This is a genomic window from Xanthomonas arboricola (assembly GCF_002940665.1).
GTDB lineage: Bacteria > Pseudomonadota > Gammaproteobacteria > Xanthomonadales > Xanthomonadaceae > Xanthomonas > Xanthomonas arboricola_B.
In genome coordinates this window covers 381,625-401,780 of the sequence record NZ_MIGY01000003.1, presented here as the reverse complement: position 1 = coordinate 401,780, position 20,156 = coordinate 381,625, and the positions used below count along the sequence as shown (strand labels likewise).

Annotated in this window: 12 protein-coding genes and 3 pseudogenes; 5 read left to right on the top strand and 10 right to left on the bottom strand. The window is 65.7% G+C overall.

Going from position 1 to position 20,156, the window contains the following annotated elements:
• Nucleotides 1-123: 123 nt before the first annotated feature.
• Together katG and XarjCFBP7645_RS15335 are read right to left on the bottom strand one after the other, a co-directional pair.
• Nucleotides 124-2,370, bottom strand: coding sequence for a catalase/peroxidase HPI (gene katG / locus XarjCFBP7645_RS15340; RefSeq protein ID WP_104538211.1), 2,247 nt, complete (start codon nt 2,368-2,370; stop codon nt 124-126).
• 423 nt (nt 2,371-2,793) lie between these two features.
• Nucleotides 2,794-3,421 (bottom strand): annotated as a pseudogene (locus XarjCFBP7645_RS15335) (DUF937 domain-containing protein).
• 78 nt (nt 3,422-3,499) lie between these two features.
• Here XarjCFBP7645_RS15335 and XarjCFBP7645_RS15330 point away from each other — a divergent pair.
• Complete coding sequence (locus XarjCFBP7645_RS15330; RefSeq protein ID WP_104538210.1) at nt 3,500-4,195, top strand: helix-turn-helix transcriptional regulator; 696 nt, start codon at nt 3,500-3,502, stop codon at nt 4,193-4,195.
• Nucleotides 4,196-4,252: 57 nt separating this feature from the next.
• Nucleotides 4,253-4,897, top strand: a complete 645-nt coding sequence (locus XarjCFBP7645_RS15325) for a glutathione S-transferase family protein (RefSeq protein ID WP_104538209.1) — start codon at nt 4,253-4,255, stop codon at nt 4,895-4,897.
• Between the two features lie 33 nt (nt 4,898-4,930).
• Here the strand turns inward: XarjCFBP7645_RS15325 and mutS are convergent.
• Nucleotides 4,931-7,485: pseudogene (gene mutS / locus XarjCFBP7645_RS15320) on the bottom strand (DNA mismatch repair protein MutS).
• Nucleotides 7,486-8,578: 1,093 nt separating this feature from the next.
• Nucleotides 8,579-9,508 (bottom strand): AraC family transcriptional regulator, encoded by a 930-nt coding sequence (locus tag XarjCFBP7645_RS15310; RefSeq protein WP_258079591.1) that lies wholly within the window; start codon nt 9,506-9,508, stop codon nt 8,579-8,581.
• A 249-nt stretch (nt 9,509-9,757) separates the two neighbouring features.
• On the opposite strand from XarjCFBP7645_RS15310, the gene XarjCFBP7645_RS15305 reads away from it, so the two are divergent.
• Nucleotides 9,758-10,891 carry an MFS transporter gene (locus XarjCFBP7645_RS15305; RefSeq protein ID WP_343125445.1) on the top strand — a complete coding sequence of 378 codons (1,134 nt, stop codon included), beginning with the start codon at nt 9,758-9,760 and terminating at the stop codon, nt 10,889-10,891.
• An 86-nt stretch (nt 10,892-10,977) separates the two neighbouring features.
• Here the strand turns inward: XarjCFBP7645_RS15305 and XarjCFBP7645_RS21975 are convergent, their stop codons facing one another.
• The 4 genes and pseudogenes from XarjCFBP7645_RS21975 to XarjCFBP7645_RS15285 all read right to left on the bottom strand — a co-directional run bounded on the left by XarjCFBP7645_RS21975 (nt 10,978) and on the right by XarjCFBP7645_RS15285 (nt 14,244).
• Complete coding sequence (locus XarjCFBP7645_RS21975; protein ID WP_104538207.1) at nt 10,978-11,169, bottom strand: hypothetical protein; 192 nt, start codon at nt 11,167-11,169, stop codon at nt 10,978-10,980.
• 201 nt (nt 11,170-11,370) lie between these two features.
• Nucleotides 11,371-11,994 (bottom strand): annotated as a pseudogene (locus XarjCFBP7645_RS15295) (methyl-accepting chemotaxis protein); the annotation flags it as partial.
• A gap of 638 nt (nt 11,995-12,632) precedes the next feature.
• Nucleotides 12,633-13,601, bottom strand: a complete 969-nt coding sequence (locus tag XarjCFBP7645_RS15290; protein ID WP_146096351.1) for a GGDEF domain-containing protein — start codon at nt 13,599-13,601, stop codon at nt 12,633-12,635.
• A 190-nt stretch (nt 13,602-13,791) separates the two neighbouring features.
• Nucleotides 13,792-14,244, bottom strand: coding sequence for a winged helix-turn-helix transcriptional regulator (locus tag XarjCFBP7645_RS15285; RefSeq protein ID WP_104538206.1), 453 nt, complete (start codon nt 14,242-14,244; stop codon nt 13,792-13,794).
• Nucleotides 14,245-14,354: 110 nt separating this feature from the next.
• Here XarjCFBP7645_RS15285 and XarjCFBP7645_RS15280 point away from each other — a divergent pair, with 110 nt between their 5' ends.
• Nucleotides 14,355-15,596 carry an MFS transporter gene (locus XarjCFBP7645_RS15280; protein ID WP_104538205.1) on the top strand — a complete coding sequence of 414 codons (1,242 nt, stop codon included), beginning with the start codon at nt 14,355-14,357 and terminating at the stop codon, nt 15,594-15,596.
• Between the two features lie 154 nt (nt 15,597-15,750).
• A complete protein-coding gene (locus XarjCFBP7645_RS15275; RefSeq protein WP_053051653.1) occupies nt 15,751-16,056 on the top strand; it encodes a hypothetical protein in 306 nt (101 codons plus the stop codon).
• Nucleotides 16,057-16,251: 195 nt separating this feature from the next.
• Here the strand turns inward: XarjCFBP7645_RS15275 and galA are convergent, their stop codons facing one another.
• Nucleotides 16,252-18,819 (bottom strand): beta-galactosidase GalA, encoded by a 2,568-nt coding sequence (gene galA / locus XarjCFBP7645_RS15270; RefSeq protein ID WP_104538204.1) that lies wholly within the window; start codon nt 18,817-18,819, stop codon nt 16,252-16,254.
• A complete protein-coding gene (locus tag XarjCFBP7645_RS15265) occupies nt 18,816-20,015 on the bottom strand; it encodes a glycoside hydrolase family 53 protein (RefSeq protein WP_104538203.1) in 1,200 nt (399 codons plus the stop codon). The genes galA and XarjCFBP7645_RS15265 overlap by 4 nt, the downstream gene beginning before the upstream one ends.
• Nucleotides 20,016-20,156 lie beyond the last annotated feature (141 nt).

The window sequence follows — 20,156 nt, the reverse complement described above, 5'->3', positions numbered from 1 at the left end:
GCAAGGGCCTTGCAGTCAAACCGCAGACCCGCCGCTCCACTGACGTCTTCAGTGCCGAGTCGATCTGTTGCGTGTGGTTCAACACTGCTGCAGGCGCACGCACGAGGGCGTGCGCCTTGCAACTCACGCCAGATCGAAACGATCCAGCTGCATCACCTTGGTCCAGGCGGCGACGAAGTCCTGGACGAACTTCTCCTGTGCATCGGCACTGGCATAGACCTCGGCCACCGCACGCAGGATCGAGTTGGAACCGAACACCAGATCCACGCGCGTGCCGGTCCACTTGGCTTCACCGGTGCTGCGGTCGCGGCCTTCGTAGACCTGCTTCGATTCGGAGGTGGCTTTCCACTCGGTGCGCATGTCGAGCAGGTTGGCGAAGAAGTCGTTGCTCAGCACGCCGGGGCGGGTGGTGAACACGCCATGGCTGGAGTCGCCGACATTGGCGCCGAGCACGCGCAGGCCGCCGACCAGCACGGTCAACTCGGGCGCGGTCAGCGTCAGCAGCTGTGCCTTGTCGATCAGCAATGCCTCCGCGGGCACCGCATAGCGCTGCTTGGCGTAGTTGCGGAAGCCATCGGCCACCGGTTCCAGCACCGCGAACGATTCGACATCGGTCTGCTCCTGCGAGGCATCGGTGCGGCCGGGTGCGAACGGCACGGTGACGCTGTGACCAGCGGCCTGTGCGGCACGTTCGACCGCGGCATTACCGGCCAGCACGATCAGGTCGGCCAGCGAGATCTGCTTGCCGCCCGCCTGCGCGCCGTTGAAGTCGGCCCGGATACGTTCCAGCGTGCCCAGCACCTGTGCAAGCTGCGCGGGCTGGTTGGCCTGCCAATCCTTCTGCGGTGCCAGACGGATGCGTGCGCCGTTGGCGCCGCCACGCTTGTCCGAACCGCGGAAGGTCGATGCCGAGGCCCACGCGGTGGACACCAACTGCGCCACGCTCAGGCCGGAATCGAGGATGGTCTGCTTGAGGGCGGCGGCGTCCTGCGCATCGACCAGCGGGTGGTCGACGGCCGGCACCGGGTCCTGCCACAGCAATTCTTCGCTCGGCACCTCGGCGCCCAGGTAACGCGAGCGCGGGCCCATGTCGCGGTGGGTGAGCTTGAACCAGGCGCGGGCGAAGGCGTCGGCGAACTGGTCCGGGTGTTCGTGGAAGCGACGCGAGATGGCCTCATAGGCCGGGTCGAAACGCAGCGCCAGATCGGTGGTCAGCATGGTCGGCCGATGCGTCTTCGCTGCATCGTGCGCGTCGGGAATGATGGCGTCGGCATTTGTGGCCACCCACTGGTGCGCACCGGCCGGGCTCTTGCTCAGTTCCCACTCAAACTTGAACAGATGGTCGAAGAAGTCGTTGCTCCACTGCGCCGGGGTGGTGGTCCAGGTGACTTCCAGGCCGCTGGTGATGGTGTCGGCGCCCTTGCCGCTGCCGTAGCGGTTGTGCCAGCCCAGGCCCTGGCTCTCCAGCTCGCCGGCTTCCGGCTCGGCACCGACGTTGTCGGCCGGGCCGGCGCCGTGCGTCTTGCCGAAGGTGTGGCCGCCGGCGATCAGCGCCACGGTCTCTTCGTCGTTCATCGCCATGCGCGCGAAGGTGTCGCGGATGTCGCGCGCGGCGGCGACCGGGTCGGGCTTGCCGTCCGGGCCTTCCGGGTTGACGTAGATCAGGCCCATCTGCACGGCCGCCAGCGGATTTTCCAGATCGCGGGTGTGCGGCACTTCGCTGTCGTCGTCCTTCACCAGCACGCCGTGCGCTTCGTCCACGCCCGGCGAGCCGCGCGAGTAGCGCTCGTCGCCGCCCAGCCACTTGGTTTCGCGGCCCCAGTACAGGTCCTGATCCGGTTCCCAGGTGTCTTCGCGGCCACCGGCAAAGCCGAAGGTCTTGAAGCCCATGCTTTCCAGCGCGACGTTGCCGGTGAGGATCATCAGGTCGGCCCAGGAAATCGCCTGGCCGTACTTCTGCTTGATCGGCCACAGCAGCCGGCGCGCCTTGTCCAGGCTGACATTGTCCGGCCAGCTGTTGAGCGGTGCGAAACGCTGCTGGCCACGACCGCCACCGCCACGCCCGTCGCCGATGCGATAAGTGCCGGCGCTATGCCAGGCCATGCGCACGAACAGCGGGCCGTAATGGCCGAAGTCGGCCGGCCACCAGTCCTGCGAGTCGGTCATCAGCGCATGCAGGTCGCGCTTGAGCGCCTCCAGGTCCAGGGCCGCGAAGGCCTTGGCGTAGTCGAACGCCGCATCAAACGGATTGGAGCGCGCGGAGTGCTGGTTCAGCAGGTCGACGCGCAACTGCTGCGGCCACCAGTCCTTGTTGGTGGTGCCGTTGCCGACGACGGTGTGATTGAACGGGCATTTGGCTTCGGTGGTCATCGCTCTCTACCTTCGTTGCGCGGGGCGCGGCCCGGGTAACGGGACGGACGCCGGAAAAAGACTGGCCTGGATTCGCCCGGCGGCTCCCTGCGGCGGCGCCCTGAGGGCGGGACGACGGAGCGGACGTGGAGCGGAACCGGACCGGTTTCGGTAGAGGCAGACTATCGGTAACCAAGCGGTTGATAAAATTGATTGATGAAAATACTGCGATAGATGGCCTCAATCGTCATGCGGCTTGCTTGCGGGGCACTCGGCCTGGCCGCTGCGCATCGATCATGCGACCCTGTCGAACGCTTTCGCGTCGCCGGCATCACGGCCACCGCGCCCCCGATTGCCCCATGGGCAAGCCGAACCGCGCGGCATCGAAAGCGATGCCGCACCCGTCGGCGTGCTGCGGCGAAGCGTCCAGGCAGCGGCGGTGCCTCAGCGCTTGCCGAACAGCCCGCCGCCCAGCTTGAGCAGGTCGCCGACGCCGAGCTTGCCGTCGCCGTCCTGGTCGAACACGCTGCCCAGTAGGTCGGACAGGCCGCTGTCGGCATGGACCTGCTGCCGCTCCTGGCCGAGCGCCTGGCCGAGTTGTCCGGCATCGGCGGTGCCGCCGCCGCCGAGGAAGCGCCGCGCCAGGAACGCCAGCACGATCGGCGCCAGGATCTGCAGCAGCTGGCCGGAGCGCTGGGGTGTCCAGGCCGGTAGCCTGGCCGAGCCCGGCACTGGCCTGCGGCGCCTGGCCGCCGAAGACGTGGCCGAGGATGCCGGCGCCATCGGCCTGCGCGCCACCGCCGCCGAGCACGCTCCCGAGCAGGCCGCCGAGCCCGTTGCCGGCGGCGGCGGCCGGTGCGTGGTCGCGCTGCAGCGCGCCTAGCAGGGCCTGGGCGCCTTCCGGTTGCTGCGCGTTGCGGCCCAGCGCCGCCAGCAGCAGCGGCAGGGCGGTGGCGACCGCGCGTTGCGCCTGCGCCGGGTCGACGCCGAGGCGATCGGCGATCTGCTGCACCGGCGCGCCCTGCAGCTGCGTGCTCAGTTCCTGGGTCAGAGAGGTGCTCATGGAAACCATTCCTGGGTCTGGGGTCGTTCGTGCGCACACTACGCCGCCGCCGGTTAGGAAGGGAGCAAAAGCCCTTATGCTGTCGCGATGACTGTGCGCGCCACCCGTCTGCTGCACCTGCTCGATGCCCTGCGCGGGCGCCGCCGGCCGGTCGTTGGCGCGGATCTGGCCGATGCGCTCGGGGTCAGCCTGCGTACGCTCTACCGCGACATCGCGACCCTGCGTGCGCAGGGCGCCGACATCCTCGGCGACCCCGGGGTGGGCTATACGCTGCGCCCCGGCTTCCTGCTGCCGGCGCTGAACTTCACCGCCGACGAGCTGGAAGCGCTCACGCTGGGCGCACGCTGGGTCGCGCGCCAGGCCGATCCGGAACTGGCGCAGGCGGCGCAGCGTGCGACCGCGCGGATCGCCGCCACGCTGCCGGCCGACCTGCGGCTGGCGATCGAGACCAGCGGCCTGCTGGTGCCGGACCTCGGGGACGCGCCGCCGCCGGCACCGTGGTTGCCGGTCCTGCGCCGTGGCATACGGCGCGAACACGTGCTGCGGATGAAGTATGTCGATGTCGGTGGCCAGGTGTCGCAGCGGCAGATCTGGCCATTCGCGATGGCCTTTCTGGGCGGCCACGGCATGATCGCCGCCTGGTGCGAGCTGCGCGGCGATTTCCGCCACTTCCGCGCCGACCGGGTGCGGGCGCTGGCCGACGGCGGCGAGCGCTATCCCTCGCGCCGCCCGCTGCTGATCCAGCGCTGGCGCGCGGCAACCGGCCACGGCGTCGGCTGCTGACAGCGGGTGTCAGCAAGGGTCGCCCACACTGGCGTCCCTTCCCAGCGGAACCCGGCCATGGCCATCGATTACGTGCTGTACACCCACCCCCTGTCGCGCGGCCGCGTTGCGCGCTGGATGCTGGAGGAAACCGGTCTGCCGTACCGGCACGAGATCCTCGACTACGGCGCGGACATGAAGACGCCGGCCTATCGGGCGATCAATCCGATGGGCAAGGTGCCTGCGCTGGTGCACGGCGACACCGTGGTGACCGAGAACGCCGCGATCTGCGCCTACCTGGCCGAGCAGGTGCCGGAGCGGCAGCTGGCGCCGCCGCCCGGATCGGCCGCGCGCGGGCCGTACTACCGCTGGCTGATGTTCATGGCCGGCCCGTTCGAGGCGCTGCTGACCGCCCGGCAGAGCGGCACCCTGGCGCCGTCGCACAGTGCCGGTTACGGCAACGAGGCGGATCTGCTGCACACGCTCGAAACCGCACTCGAGGGCCGCGAACACCTGGCCGGCGAGCATTTCACCGCGGTCGATCTGTATGTCGCCGCCTGCCTGGGTTTCTACCTGCGCATCGGCGCGCTGGCCCCGCGCCCGGCCTTCATGGCCTTCGCACAGCGCCACGGCACGCGGCCGGCGGCGCGGCGCGCCCAGGCCATCGACGACGGCCTGCTCGCCGCGCATCCGAACCCGCACCTGCCGGTCGCCCCGGTGTGAGCGGCCGGCCTGCGCGGACCGCAGGCCGGGGTGTCACAGCAGCGCCTTGAGCCGGTATAGCGCCTCCAGCGCCTGCTTGGGGCTCAGCTCGTCGGGGTCCAGCGCCGCGAGCGCTTCCTGCGCGGCGCTGGCCTGCGGCGCGAACAGCCCGAACTGCTGCGGCGCGTCCAGCGCCTGCGGCGCCATCTCCGAGGCATGGCTCTCGCCGCCGCGCTGCTCCAGCTCGGCCAGGCGCCGCCGCGCCTGTGCCACCGTCGCCTTGGGCAGGCCGGCCAGCGCGGCCACCTGCAGGCCGAAGCTGCGGTTGGCCGGGCCGTCCTTGACCGCATGCATGAACACCAGCCGCTCGCCGTGCTCGACCGCGTCCAGGTGCACGTTGGCGATGCCGCTGGCCCGCCGGCATGCGATTCGTCGGCCAGCGCGGTGAGCTCGAAATAGTGCGTGGCGAACAGCGTGTAGCAACGGTTGCTGTGCGCCAGGTGGCGCGCCACCGCATCGGCCAGCGCCAGGCCGTCGTAGGTGGAGGTGCCGCGGCCGATCTCGTCCATCAACACCAGCGACTGCGCGCTGGCGTGGTGCAGGATGTAGCTGGTCTCGGCCATCTCGACCATAAAGGTGGACTGGCCCCGGGCCAGGTCGTCGCCGGCGCCGATGCGGGTGAGGATGCGGTCGATCGGGCCGATCACCGCGCGCGCGGCCGGCACGAAGCTGCCGATGTGCGCCAGCAGCACGATCAGCGCGTTCTGGCGCATGTAGGTGGACTTGCCGCCCATGTTGGGGCCGGTGATGACCAGCATGCGACGGTCGGCATGCAACTCCAGATCGTTGGGTTCGAACGGTTGGTCGCGCACCGCCTCCACCACCGGGTGGCGGCCGCGTTCGATACGCAGGCAGGCTGTGCTGTCCAGTTCCGGACGTGACCAATCCAGTGCCTGCGCGCGTTCTGCAAATCCGGCCAGCACGTCGAGCTCGCTCAATGCACTCGCGCAACGCTTGAGGCCTTCCAGCTCGTCGCCGAGTGCGTCGAGCAGGCCTTCATACAGCAGCTTTTCGCGTGACAACGAGCGCTCGCGCGCCGACAGCACCTTGTCCTCGAAGCTCTTGAGTTCTTCGGTGATGTAGCGCTCGGCGTTGGTCAGCGTCTGCCGGCGGCTGTAGTGCAGCGGGGCCTTCTCGGCCTGGCCCTTGCTGATCTCGATGTAGTAGCCATGCACGCGGTTGTAGCCGACCTTGAGCGTGGCGATGCCGCTGCTGGCGCGTTCGCGCTGTTCCAGGTCGATCAGGAATTGATCGGCATTGGTGGACAGGCGGCGCAACTCGTCCAGATCGGCGTCGTAGCCGGTGGCGATCACGCCACCGTCGCTGAGCTTGAGCGGTGGCTGTTCGGCCACCGCGCTGATCAACAGGTGCGCGGTGGCATCGTGCTCGCCGAGTTCGGCACACAGCGTCTGCAGGCGCGGCGAATCCAGTGGCGCGAGGATCGCGCGCACCTTCGGCAACAGCGCCAGGCCATCGCGCAAGGTGGAAAAATCCCGTGGGCGCGCCGAGCGCAGGGCCACGCGGGTCAGGATGCGTTCCAGATCGCCGAGCGCGCGGAAGGCCTCGCGCACGTCGGTATCGGCGCCGCTGTCGATCAGGCTGCCGACCGCGTGGTGGCGCTGTACCAGCACCTCGCGCAGCCGCAGTGGGCGGTGCAGCCAGCGCCGCAGCAGGCGCCCGCCCATCGGCGTGACCGTGCTGTCCAGCACCCCGAGCAAGGTGTTGCGGGTGTCGCCATCGACGCGTGTGTCCAGCTCCAGATGCCGGCGCGTGGCCGCGTTCATCGAGATCGCCTCGCTGGCCACTTCCATGGCGATGGAGGTCAGATGCGGCAGTCGCTGTTTCTGGGTTTCCTCGACATAGCCCAGCAGCGCGCCAGCCGCCGCGGTGGCGCAGGGCTTGTCGTCGATGCCGAAGCCGGACAGGTCATGCAACTTGAAGAACGCCAGCAGCTGGCGCCGGCCGCTGTCGGCGTCGAACAACCACGGCGGCCGCCGCCGCACGCCGACGCGGCCGCGCAGGAACTCCGGCCAGTTGTCTTCGTCGGGCACCAGCAGCTCGGCCGGTTCCAGGCGTGCGATTTCCGCTTCCAGCGCGTCCACGCTGTCCACTTCGTTGACCAGAAAACGCCCGCCGGCCAGATCGGCCCAGGCCAGGCCATAGCCTTGCTTGCTGCGCGCGATCGCCATCAGCAAGGTGTCGCGGCGCTCGTCCAGCAGCGCCTCGTCGGTGACCGTTCCCGGGGTGACGATGCGCACCACCTTGCGCTCGACCAGGCCCTTGGCCAGCGCCGGGTCGCCGATCTGTTCGCAGATCGCCACCGACTCGCCCAACGCCACCAGCCGCGCCAGATAGCCCTCGTAGGCATGCACCGGCACGCCCGCCATCGGGATCGGCGCACCGCCGGAACTGCCGCGCTGGGTCAGGGTGATGTCGAGCAGCCGTGCGGCCTTGCGCGCATCGTCGTAGAACAGCTCGTAGAAATCGCCCATGCGGAAGAACAGCAGCAGGTCGGGGTAGTCCGACTTGGCGGCGAAAAATTGCTTCATCAGGGGTGTGTGCTCTACAGCCCCGCTCGCGTTCTTGGTTTTTTCTTTTGTGTCAGTGTTTTGCAAGAAATGTTCTTCCGGGATGTGGCGGTCGATCAGGGTCGGTAGCGGCGAGTAACGGTAAATTGTGTTGCGGCGCTGGTGCGACGACCCTCTAAACGAGTGAAGCGATGTTGCGACGAAACGGACGAGGCGTTGGAATGGAACAGGATGTTGCGACGCAACCAGGGGCTGCCTCAAGTCGGCGCGGACTCAAGTTTAAGCTCACCCACCGGCAAATCCTTGAGCTGTCCGTCGAGAGGGTGCCGGCCATGGGGCCCAGTGGGCGCTTGGCCATCGGGTCGAGGCCATGAAGAAGCAGTGGGCTGCAGTCACGGGCGCGTGCGTCCTGGCAGCAAGCATGGCAGTGCAAGCGCAGGACAGGGGAAATCTTCTTCAGCAGATTGGGCGGCCATCATCGGGGCTCCGCGGGCATCAAGGGAAAGGGCCAAGAGCCTGTATCTCGACCCGGCTTGCACTTACTGGGAGCTCGATAAGGACGAGCTGGCGGGCGCGTAACACATCCGCGCCGGGTTGGCGTCCACGGCCTCGGCGGCTACCACACCTGCGACGCGAGGCTGACTGCGTCGACGCGGTCCAGCTACCGGTTGAGCAAGACCGAGCGAGAGCAGCGCTTGATATGGCGAGTGGCTGATCGATACGAAGCGGAACGGCCCCAACGGCATCACCGCTCAACAGCCTGAGGCCATTGAGCGCAAGTATGAGGCGGCCCTCGATGCAAGGGCGCAGCGCTTCCGTGGCATTCAGCGTTTTGCCGTTCGCCCCACCATCGTGGATCAGCCGTCCTATGACCGGCAACGCGGCATCTTGGACATCTACATGCCGATTCCGTGGATCACCGGATTCCAGGTAGAGGGCATCACGGGCGAGGGGTCTGTCCCGACCGGTGCTAGCAATGAGCGATCTGTTTTGACACCCCGGCATGCCGGGCACTTTCATCTTTCGATCCGCATGAGCGAAAGCGAGGCAACCGGACAAAAGAAGGGGAATCGTGATGCGGACTAGCAAGTTGGGTTGGGTTTCGGAATGCGTCCTAGTGCTGGCGTTGTCGTCCTCGTCGAGTCGCGCCAGGAGAGTGCCCCATGACGCGTTTGTAGGCGCGACTAAATGCTGCCTGCGACGCATAGCCGAGACGCTCTGCCACTACCTCTATGGACAGGCTTTGCTGAGTCAACCATTGACTCGCCAACTGCATTCGCAGCTCAGTCACGTAACGCAGGGGCGCGGTTCCAATGACGGTCTGGAACCGGTCTGCAAAGACAGAACGTGAAATGTTTGACTCTGCAGCCAGTGCGTCGACGGTCCAATCGCGTCCGGGGTCTTTGTGTAGGGCAAGCAACGACGGCGATAGACGAGGGTCGCGCATGGCCATGACCAGGCCTGAGGCTCCTTCGCAACCGCGCTCGACCCAGTCACGGACGATCATGGCGGCGACTGCATCCGCCAGCCGGGCGAGTATTCCAGCAAATCCAATACGTCCTGAGCACACCTCGCGCTTCATCGCGTCGACCAGCGGCAACAGCCCAGGAAACCGAGCGGCGTTGCCATCGGCCAACATCACGGTCGGCATCAACGTGCTTAACCCATGCATGCCACCTAGATCGAACACCATGCATCCGTGGAAGAGCACAGCGCTTGGCACGGGATGTGTGCTCGGGCACGTGTCGATGCCGCTCACCGCGTCACCCAGTGGGGCTGCGTCTATCGTTTCTAAGCACTGGACTGGATGGTCCTCGCCAGACAACAACGAGTGTCCTTCTCCGCGGGGAAGAAGCACGACATCCCCGGCGGTTAGAAGGTGTTGGCTGCCGCCCGCGCTACGAAGCATCGCATTGCCCACCGCCAGGTAGTGGAAGTAGGCATGCCCTGGCTTCAGGGGAAATCCAAGCCCAAAGGTCGGCCCGGTCTGAATGCGTCGGTATTGGACGCCATGTAACCGCATGCCGGTCAGCAGCTGGCTGATCAGATCGCTGGGCTGGGATGACGCGTGGCGTATTGAGTTAGCCAGGGGTTTCGATCAAAAATACAGGTCGGACAATCATAGATCATCCTGACTTGGCTCCATAGACTCTCGGCTGCACGATTGCACTGGGATCTTTGATGAGTAATGACGTAGTTGATGTCGCAGACGCGCCTGATCCGGTGACATGGGGCAGCGGGGAGCCGTCTTCATCGGCATGGGTGGCCGTGTTTTCGCTGGCCATGGGGGTCTTTGGGCTGCTCACGGCCGAATACCTGCCTGCCTGCCAGCCTGTTGACGCCAATGGCGGCGGATCTGGGTGTGTCGGAGGCGCTGGCCGGTCAGGCAGTGACGGTCACTGCTGTGGTGGCCCTGTTCGCTGGCCTGCTTGTGCCTCGGCTGACCCGTTCGATGGACAGGCGCCTGGTGCTGTTGAGTTTCACAGGTTTGATGCTCCTGTCCAACGCCTTGGTGGCGTTGTCTTCCAGCATGGGTGTTCTTCTGGTGATGCGAGTCCTTCTGGGCGTCGCGCTGGGTGGTTTCTGGAGCATGGCAGCGGCCGTTGCCATGCGGTTGGTGCCGCCACAGCGCGTGCCTCGCGCGCTTTCAATCATCTTCAGCGGGATTGCGGTCGGCACGGTGGTGTCCGTTCCGCTGGGGAGCTACCTGGGCGGGCTGCTGGGCTGGCGCAGCGCCTTTTGGGCTGCGACGGCGGTAGGTGGCCTCACTTTTGCGTTCCAGTGGTTCACGCTGCCCCGAATGGCCCCGCGCAAGGCCGCACTCCCAGAGTCGGTGGTGGGGCTCTTGCGCCGACCAGGTGTGACGGTCGGAATGCTGGGCTGCGTTCTGGCGCACACCGGTCAGTATTCGCTGTTTACCTATATCCGCCCAACGATGGAGAGCCTGGGGCAGATGAGCGCCGACGGCCTGGCGCTGATTCTGCTCGGATTCGGTGTGGCGAACTTTGTCGGCACACTACTGGCCGGCTGGCTCATGGAGCGCAGTTTGAAAGTGACGTTGGTGATCATGCCTGCCCTGGTTGGCGTAGCCGTTCTCGGCATGGTCCTGTTGCCGGTGGGTATTGGCGGGCTATCGATCCTTGTCTCGCTCTGGGGTCTGGCCTTCGGTGGCGTACCCGTTGCCTGGTCGAGCTGGGTCGCACGTGCGGTGCCCGACCAAGCCGAGAGCGCCGGCGGGATGGTAGTGGCCGCGGTGCAGTCCTCTATCGCGGCGGGGGCCGCTTTGGGCGGCCTGGTGTTCGGGCTGGGGGGCATCGTTGCAGTCCTCATCGTTGCCGCGGCAGTGATGCTCCTCGCTAGCCTACTCATTGCGTTCCGAGTCAGGGTGAGCTCGCCGACGCTCTCGGCAGGTCCGTTTCATATCTAGCCCACATCCACCTTTGGGTGGCCACAGGGTCGCTAAGTACGCCTTGGACCTCGGCCGAACAATGTGCCGCCCAGCCCGGCAGCCTTTCAAAGAATAAAGTTGACGTCACTCTGACGGGCAACTGGGTGCCGAGCATGCGACGCCAAGACCAGGCCCAAGCGTCGCTGACACTCTCGAAAAGCAAGTGCAGATGCCGGCATGTCGCACGAATCAAAAGTTGTTGCTTGCGCATCCCAGGCTGCCAGCAGGGCTTCCAGGTCACTTATGAGTTTCTGCATTCAAGCCCTTTGATGCGCAAACGGTAGCCTTGCGTCTGGTCTGGCATGCGGAGCAAGCCTACTTAGCCACTATGTCGGTGCTGTTAAACCCGCTCAGCGAATTTATAGCGGACACGACAATGCAGGACAAGCGTTTGCCATCGCTTGGTCCTGCGGAATGATGTGTCGTATCAGAACCCAATGAGCCCAGGTTCCTGGGCCCACGCGTCCGACAATCTCCGCAAGCTGTGCGGCGGTGGTATTGGCGTCATTGCGCATCTGCGCGAACACACCCTTGAACTCGCCGGTCATTCGCGCGGTCAGGTCTCCTGCCACGCTGGAATGCAGCAGCGAGGACAGCGATTGCAGGTTGCTCTCTGCGGTGGCCATGAGCAGGTTCAAGCGCTCCACCATGATGCGGAAATCGTATTGGAAACGATCGGCATCGCCGCGCGCCGTGAAGTCACCTTTGGCGGCGGCCTGCGCCAGTTGCTTGATCTCGATGCTCATGGCGGACAGGTTGGCCTCGACCTCGTCCATGGTTTGGGAGAGCACGGCCTTCTCACCGGGCAGGCGCTCCATGCTCTCGCTCAGCTCGCCGATGGCATAGCGACCCATGATCTGCGCAAGGTTGGACTGCACGGCCACGTGGGAGGCCACCAGGGCATTGGTGTCCTCGGCCATGCGGCCGTAGTCGCCCGGGAAGGCCTGTGCATCCATGCGGAAGCCGGTCTGGCCTTCATCGTGGCGCTTGGCCATGTTTGACCGGGCGGACATCAGGCTGCGTATCTGCGTTTGCATGACCTGCATTGCCTGGAGCAGGCGACCTGGTGCGTCTTGTGCTTTGGTCCGAGCGTCGCTACTGCGTTTTCTGAGACCGCCGATGGTCACCCTTGGCGAGGCTGGCGCAAAGAAAAGCTTATCGGCAACGGTGAAGCCGATCGAGGTTTGCACACTCGAACAGCTGGCGGCATGGAGTGATCGCAGCGAGCGCTGCTTCCCGCAGACGAATGAGCGATCGTAGGCCTGCCTCTGTTGCTAGGCGGGGCTGACAGCGCCTGTGCTCGACACATGGCATGTAGCCATCCAGCGCTTGGCGTAGTCATACGCGTCGCGTTGGTCAGCAAAGGCGGTACTTCTGAGTTGGCATCGGTGCAACGTGATGCTGCCGGGCCTGGAAATCAGGAGCTCCGGCAGGAATTTTCCATCGCACGGGATACTGTGGGCCGTGAGCAGGTAATCGCCCACGTGCCGAACTGCGGTGACGCCCAATAGCGATCCTCCTTGATGGGGCAGGCACCTACGTTCGTCCAACATCAGTGTCAGACGATCGGCTCTCGATGCTCGCCGAGTGACACGCCATCATTGAAGGAAAAACCTCAAGCCGCTATCGGCAATAGGCGAACATGCCTGTAAGTATTTTCCTGACCCGCAGCTGCTGGTTCCGCTGACAGCGCCCCTGCGTGCCCTCGTCCTTTGAGGGCTTAGCCTGGTCCTGCGGGGACAGCCGCCGGGATCGTGTGCTCATCGCTTCCAGCCAGACTGGCGCCCGGCAGGGAGCCTGCCTTGATGAGCTGATCGATGTTGTTGAGCTGCTGCATTTCCTTGAACCAGCTGGCTCCCCATCGGGCGCTGAACCCCTCTGCATTCAAGGACGACTGGATGCGCCGGGCGACCGACACCAACCCGGCTTCGCTGGTGCCAGGCAGAAACAGGGCGAACTCTCCGCGCGCCAGGTGTGCCAGGCTGTCCTGAGGACGGGTGGCTTGCTTCAGCAGGGCGATGGCCGCCGCCACATCTTGTTCTGACTCGGCGCCATTGCCCGAGTTGCTGGCGCCTACGTCAAAGAGCAATACGCCGCCTGGCTCGTTGCGATGGCGATGATCCGCCGCTGCTTGCAGGAGATCACGGAAGGTGCCGAGATCGTAGAGGCCCGTCAGCGTCTGCACGTTTTGCAGGATATGCGGATCAGCGGGGTGCGGTTGGACCTCGGCCAGGTGCTGGGCCCACGATCCGGCCAGCACCCGTCCAAATGTTTCCACCAGCGGCAAGAGGTGATCCAGTTTGTCCTCGATGACCCGGTTGTCCAGTCCGCACAGCATTCCCTCAACTTTGCCAGGAATTCGAATGGGCACGCCCAAATAGCTTGCGATACCCAGCCGTGTCGCCACGGCGGACTGGGCCAGGTGTTCGACTTTCTGCAAGTCGGGAGCGAACTGCGGGCCCCCCATGACGATCATGCTGCGGCATACCGACTCGTGCCAACTCAAGAACTGGTCGACCTTCAACCCGAAGGAAGCGTCGGTGCAGCCACGAATGATCCAGTGATCGTTTTTGACCTCGGCAAGCACCCAGGTCTTCAGCGGCGTCAGCTCGGCAAGACGCTCAAGCAGCTCGCTCGCGGTGTCTTGCATTCCGGCGAAGGGGACTTGGGTTCTAAGTTCGGTCGACATGCGGCGGCAGCGTTAGGGATTGACCTCATATCGGCCGTGCAGAATCAATCTGCAGCGGGCACCCTGTCGATTTTCTGAACGGCGGAACGGCCCCCGGTCTGGCCTGGATGGGCCCGAAGGCGATACCCAGCAGGGCGGCTGCCCACCATTGGGCGTTGAGTCGCCGCAGACGCGTGGGCGAACTGGGCGACTACGGATTGATCACTTTCCGAACCTGCGTAAACGCAGGCAGCAGCGGAGCGCCGTCTTTTGCCTGAAGCGACATGCGTGCGACCTTCTTGCCCGTGCGCCTGTCGATCAGCACCGAATGACGTTCGCCCTGCTCAAAAAGGTGGTCTTCGCCCCACTGTCGCAATGCCACCACGACGGGGAACAGGCTGTCGCCCTGTGCCGTCAGCACGTACTCCTGATAAGCCGTGCCGTCGGATGCATCTTGCATTACCAGGATGCCCGCATCGACCAGCTTGCGCAGCCGATCGGACAGGATATTGCGCGCCACGCCCAGGCTCCGCTGGAAATCGCCGAAGCGGCGCACACCATCGAAGGCATCGCGCACGATCAGCAGCGCCCATCGATCCCCAATGAGATCGACCGATCGCGCAACCGGGCAATGTTCGTCACCAAGGCGTCTGCGAGGGGGCATGGCGTCTCCGGAGCCGATCGACTGGGAATCAATAAAGTTGCATTTTAAAACCATATTGCTTAGCCTTCAATCGGTTTTTATTTGCAACTTGATTGGGTGGGGTTGGAACCATGGGGATTTCTGTCGCATCACTACCGTCAAGCAATCCTCCAACGGTTCCGTCTGCGAACATGCCCCGATACTTGGTGTGGCTGTTTGCGGTTGCAAGTGGACTGAGCGTGGCAAATGTCTATTACGCTCAGCCGCTGCTTGACACGCTGGCTCGAGACTTCGGCATCAGCTACGCGGCTGTGGGCGGGGTCATTACAGCCACACAAATCGGTTGTGCGCTGGCATTGCTGCTGCTGGTGCCGCTGGGCGACTTGGTCAATCGCCGTCGCCTGATGTCTATGCAGCTCCTGGCGCTGGTGGTCGCACTTGCCGTCGTGGCGATGGCGCGATCTGCGCCTGCACTGCTGGCAGGCATGCTCGCCGTCGGCTTGTTGGGCACAGCGATGACGCAGGGCCTGATTGCCTATGCGGCCAGTGCCGCCGCGCCCCATGAACGGGGCCGCGTGGTCGGCGCAGCGCAAGGCGGCGTATTCATCGGTCTGTTGCTGGCACGGGTGTTTGCCGGTGGTGTCAGCGATTTGGCAGGATGGCGCGGTGTGTACTTCTGCGCCGCTGTCCTGATGGTTGCGATGGCACTTCCGTTGTGGCGATGGCTGCCGGTCTTGCCGTCGACGTCCCAGACGATGCGTTACCCGCGTCTGATCGCTTCGATGCTGACGCTGCTGCGCCAGGAAAAGGTCTTGCAAGTGCGCGGCACGCTGGCGCTGTTGATGTTCGCCACATTCAACATCTTTTGGAGTGCGCTGGTGCTGCCCTTGAGCGCGCCGCCTTATCGCTTCTCCCATATGGCCATCGGTGCCTTCGGTCTGGTCGGTGTGGCAGGCGCCTTGGCTGCTGCGCGCGCCGGGCGGTGGGCGGACCAGGGTCATGCTCAGCGCACCAGTGCAGCGGCGCTCACGCTGCTGCTGCTGGCCTGGTGGCCTCTGTCGCTGATGGAGTGGTCATTGTGGGCACTGGTCATTGGCATCGTGCTGCTCGATATGGGAGGCCAAGCACTACATGTGACGAACCAGAGCTTGATCTTCCGCACCAGGCCTGAGGCGCATAGCCGCTTGGTTGGCCTTTACATGCTGTTCTATGCCGCCGGCAGCGGACTGGGTGCAATCGGCGCGACCGTCACCTATGCCAGGGCAGGTTGGCAAGGTGTGTGCCTACTGGGCGCGGCAGCCAGTCTCCTGGCGCTGCTGTTCTGGTGGACGACAGGGCGGGGCGATACCCGCACTGCAGGCGTCGAGTCCTGACCGCTGCCAGTTCTTGCGAGCGCTCGCGGGCATGGCGCAATACATCCCGTGACGCGAGGGGGAGATCGCTTGCGCCGCGCCGATAGTGGCTCCACATGGCCGTCCCAAGGGGCGCGCTACCGTGTGGGGCACATCAGGCAGGTCCGGTTTGGATATGGAACAGAAACAGCAAGAGTGGATGCAGGCCGTGACCGAGGCGCTCAGCGACCTGCTGGCCGCGCGTGTGGCCCAGGCCACGTTGCTGGAAGCGATGATGGTCTCGCATCCCGATCCGGTGATGCTGCGCAAGGCCTGGGATGAGCTGTCCTCCCAGCGCATCGCGTATGTCGCGCAGAAGAAAGCGGTCGCCGCCGACCCGCGACCGATGGATGCCTACACGCTTGAGCAGTTCCAGGCGTGGGAAGAAAAGCTCAGCCGTTACTTCCCGCGTGCGCCGGATGCAGGGGGCGCGGATGCGTGAGTCCGTCGGCCAGCGGCCCAATCGCGTGGCCCAGCGGCGATGGGCCAGGTGCTGATCGCCGCCACTGTGTACCGCTTGCGCACACGGGCGCCAGTGACTGTGCCGGGAGCCGGTCCTGGCACCCGGCATTGCGGTACGCCCAGGTGCTGCTGACCTGCTCGTTGGTGATCACTTCGGCTGCTGCTGCGGCTTGCGTCAGGCCACCGAGGCGCGTGGTTTGGCCTTGTCGGCATCCAGGCGCAGGGTGGCAGCGGCAAGGCCGGGTGCGGTGGCCTGCAAGACGATGCTGCCGGTGCTGCGCGTGCTCTGCAGCAGGGCCGCACACAGTCCATTGAAGGCCTTGCGTTGCGGCGCCTTGTCGTCTTCATGGCTGGCGGGGTCGCCGTTGCCCACGCCGATCAACCGCGCAGGGCCGCGCAGCGCGAACTGCACCAGGGTGTCGGCCGTCGGCACCAGGCGGCCTTGTGCGTCGACGATCTCCACCTTGACCACCGCGACGTCTTCGGCGTCGGCACGCACTGCGTTGCGGTCGCAGCTCAGGTGGATCGCTGCCGGCTTGCCGACCGTCTCGCGGCGTTCGCTCAGCACCAGTGTGCCGGCGCGATAGCCGCGCGCCTCGATCACGCCCGGTGCATAGGCCACGCGCCATTCGACATGGCCGTAGGCCGGCACCTGCTGCAGGCCCTGGCTGACGCCGTTGACCAGCAGTTCCACCGCTTCGAGATTGCTATGGCACCAGACCTGGACACGGCCCTTGTCATCGGGCTGCAGCAGGCCGTCCCAGTTCCAGTGCGGGAACAGATGCAGCACCGGTTCGCTGGTCCATTGCGCGCGGTAATACCAGTAGTTGTCCTTGGGAAACCCGCAGCTGTCGAGCACGCCGAACTGCGAGGCGACATTCGGCCAGCGGTTGTAGGGCGTGGGCTCGCCGCGGTAATCGAAGCCGGTCCAGATGAAGCCGCCAGCGATATACGGGCGCTGCGCGACATAACTCCACCAGGCTTCGGCGGTGCTGGCCCACCATGGGTGGTCGGTGTCGTAGGCGCGGGTGTAGCCGCGGGTGTCGTCGCGCTGGTAGTTGCCGCGCACCGACACGGTGCTGCCGGTTTCGCTGCCGTAGATCGGAATGTGCGGATACTGCGTGTGGAAGCCGTCCATCTGGCTGGTGCGGTAGTTGAAACCGACCACATCGACGACCTGGCCGACGCCATCGCCAAAGCCCTTGTCCATGGCGAACGTGGTGGGGCGGGTGGGGTCGAGCTGACGTACCCGTTGTTGCATGCGGCTGACGATGCGCGCGCCGCGCTCGGTGACCTGCTGCGGCTCTTCGTTGCCGAGCGACCACAGGATCACGCTGGGATGATTGCGCCCGCGCCGCACCATCGTCTCCAGCTCGCCCATCGCCTCGGGGTCGGTGGACATGCGGCGGGTTTCCTCGATCACGAACATGCCGAGCCGATCGCACAGCGCGAGCAGTTCGGGCGTGGCCGGATTGTGCGAGCTGCGGTACGCGTTGCAGCCCATCGACTTGAGCCGGCGCAGGCGCCATTCGTGCAGGCTGTCGGGGATGGCGGTGCCGACGCCGGCGTGATCCTGGTGGTTGTTGGTGCCGTGCAGCTTGAGCGGCGCGCCGTTCAACAGGAAGCCGCGCTGTGCATCGAAGACGGCCGTGCGCACGCCGAACGGCGTGACCACCGCATCGACTGCCTTGCCGTCGCTGTGCACGCTGGTGGTCAGGCGGTAGAGCTGCGGGGTGTCGATCGACCATAGCGCCGCTTCGCCGAGCGGCAGGGTCTGTTCGATGAGGTGCACCTGGCCGGGAGCAATGCTGACCGCGGCGCTGGCCGCCTGTGCGACGACGCGTCCATCCGGCGCGGTCACGCGCGCCTGCAGCGTGCATTGGCGCGGGGCGCTGCCATCGTTGCGCACCTCGGTGGACAGCTGCGCCGTGGCGGTGGCACCTTGCAGCGTGCTGCGCACGAACACGCCGTCCTGCGGCAGATGCAGCGGGTCGGTCTTGTTCAACCACAGATGGCGATAGATGCCGGCGCCTTCGTAGAACCAGCCTTCGCCCAGGGTGGCATCCACGCGCACCGCGATCAGGTTGGGCTTGCCGTAGTCGAGCACCTCGCTGAGGTCGACCTCGAACCCGCAATAGCCGCTGGCATTGCGCCCGACGATGTGGCCGTTGCAGAACACGATGCAGTCGCGGAACACGCCGTCGAACACCAGGCTGATGCGCTTGCCCAGATCGTCCGCAGGAATCTGCAGCACGCGGCGATACCAGCCCACGCTGGTTTCCGGAAAACTGGTGCCCAGCGGCTTGTAACCGTGCGCGGCGGCCGGATCTTCCTCGGTGATGGCGGCCGAGATCGGTTCCTGCCGGAAGGGCAGGGTGACGGCCCAGTCGTGCGGCAGATCCAGCAGTTCCCAGCCACCGTCGTCGAAGGCGAGTTGCGCGGCGGTGGCGGTGTCCTTGCCGGCCTTGGCGAAGGTGCGCTGGAAGGTGCCGAACCCGAAGTCGCGCGCTGGGTCGCTGGCGTGGCCGAGATGGAAGCGCCAGCCGAAGTCGAACAGCAGCCGTTCGCGCGGTGCCAGGGCTGCATCGCCCAGCGCGGCAAGCGGGGTGGCGGTGTCACCTGCAGCTGGCGCTGCAGCGGCGATGGCGGGCGGCAACGCACCGGTCGCACCGATCGGGAGTGCGGCGCTCACGCCACTGGCGAGCATGCCGCGCAGCAGCTCGCGGCGATTGATGCCGGTCATGGCTGGATCCTCTTGCCGGTGTCTGCAGCGTTGCCTTGCACGCCCGCAGCAGGGTTGCTCGTGGTTGCAGGCACGCCGGTATACGGGTGGCGCATGAAGTCGATCGCCGGCAGCACTTCATTGGCATGCTTGAAGTCGAAGAAGCTGGCGTTTTCCCACGACGAGCCGGTGCCCCAGCGCGTCTTGCAGCTGCTGCTGGTCCATGCCGGTTCCCAATACACCACGCCGGCGCCGCCGGTATCGATCACCAGCTGGGTGAGATCGACCATGTAGCGGAACTGGCCCTGCGGCGTGGCCGGGTAGCCGGGAATCAGCGAGTCCTCGCCGAGCAGATTGTGCGAGGTGTCGCCGGAGTCCAGCGTCCACGGATAGGCGGTTTCCACCACCACCACATCGGCATCAAAGCGGCCGCGCAGGCGCTTGATGGTCTTGCCCAGCTCGGCCATCGATTGGGTGGACCATTTGCGGTAGTAGCTGATGCCGATCAGATCGTAGTCGGTGACGCCGGCCTTGGTCGCGGCGGCAAACCAGGGTTCCACATTCTCCGGCTGGGCGATATGCAGCATCACCCGCGGCTTGATCGCCGAACGTGCGCCGATGTCGCGCACTGCCTTGATGCCGGCATTGAACAGCTTGGCGTTGCGCTGCCAGTCGATGGGGCGCTGCTTGTCCCACGGCTTGCTGTCCATCAGATCGGAATTGCTTTCGTTGCCGACCTGCACCAGCTCCGGCATCAGGCCGGCACGATCGAGCGCGCTGAGCGTGTCGTAGGTGAAGCCATACAGCGTGCGCGCCAGCTCGTCGGTATCGGTGATGCTGGCCCAGGCCTTGGGAATCAGCTGCTTTTCGCCATCGGCCCAGTCGTCGGAATAGTGCAGGTCCAGCAGCACCTGCATGCCTTGCGCGCGCGCGCGTGCGATGGTCTTCTTGACGTCGGACAGGTCGCTGTAGCGGGTCCAGCGGGCATCGTTCCACAACCGCACGCGCACCAGATTGGCGCCGTGCGCATGGAACAGTTCGAACGGATCCTTGACCACGCCGTTCTCGCGGTATTGCACACCGCATTCCTCCATCTCGTTGACGTAGGACAGGTCCGCGCCCAGATACAGCGTGGCGGGGGCCGGAGCGGCGTGTGCGAAGGTGGACATAGCCAGCGCGAGCAGCGCGGGCGTCCAGAGGCGGCGTGTGGAGCGCATGCAATTCCTCGACAGATGAAACGCGGAGCGGGTGACGGCCTGCCGCATGCGGCGGTGCCGTCGTGCGGAAGGTGTGCGCAATCACCACGTCAGTGACGCAGGCGATCGCGCACACCGCGCGCAGCTGTGGAGCAGGCGTGC

Excerpts from the sequence above, each read along its gene's own strand:
- XarjCFBP7645_RS21975 (WP_104538207.1), bottom strand. The coding sequence starts at position 11,169 with ATGCAGAAACTCATAAGTGACCTGGAAGCCCTGCTGGCAGCCTGGGAT.
- XarjCFBP7645_RS15330 (WP_104538210.1), top strand. The coding sequence starts at position 3,500 with ATGACTGTGCGCGCCACCCGTCTGCTGCACCTGCTCGATGCCCTGCGC.
- XarjCFBP7645_RS15265 (WP_104538203.1), bottom strand. The coding sequence starts at position 20,015 with ATGCGCTCCACACGCCGCCTCTGGACGCCCGCGCTGCTCGCGCTGGCT.
- katG (WP_104538211.1), bottom strand. The coding sequence starts at position 2,370 with ATGACCACCGAAGCCAAATGCCCGTTCAATCACACCGTCGTCGGCAAC.
- XarjCFBP7645_RS15290 (WP_146096351.1), bottom strand. The coding sequence starts at position 13,601 with ATGTCGACCGAACTTAGAACCCAAGTCCCCTTCGCCGGAATGCAAGAC.
- XarjCFBP7645_RS15325 (WP_104538209.1), top strand. The coding sequence starts at position 4,253 with ATGGCCATCGATTACGTGCTGTACACCCACCCCCTGTCGCGCGGCCGC.
- galA (WP_104538204.1), bottom strand. The coding sequence starts at position 18,819 with ATGACCGGCATCAATCGCCGCGAGCTGCTGCGCGGCATGCTCGCCAGT.
- XarjCFBP7645_RS15280 (WP_104538205.1), top strand. The coding sequence starts at position 14,355 with ATGGGGATTTCTGTCGCATCACTACCGTCAAGCAATCCTCCAACGGTT.
- XarjCFBP7645_RS15285 (WP_104538206.1), bottom strand. The coding sequence starts at position 14,244 with ATGCCCCCTCGCAGACGCCTTGGTGACGAACATTGCCCGGTTGCGCGA.
- XarjCFBP7645_RS15275 (WP_053051653.1), top strand. The coding sequence starts at position 15,751 with ATGGAACAGAAACAGCAAGAGTGGATGCAGGCCGTGACCGAGGCGCTC.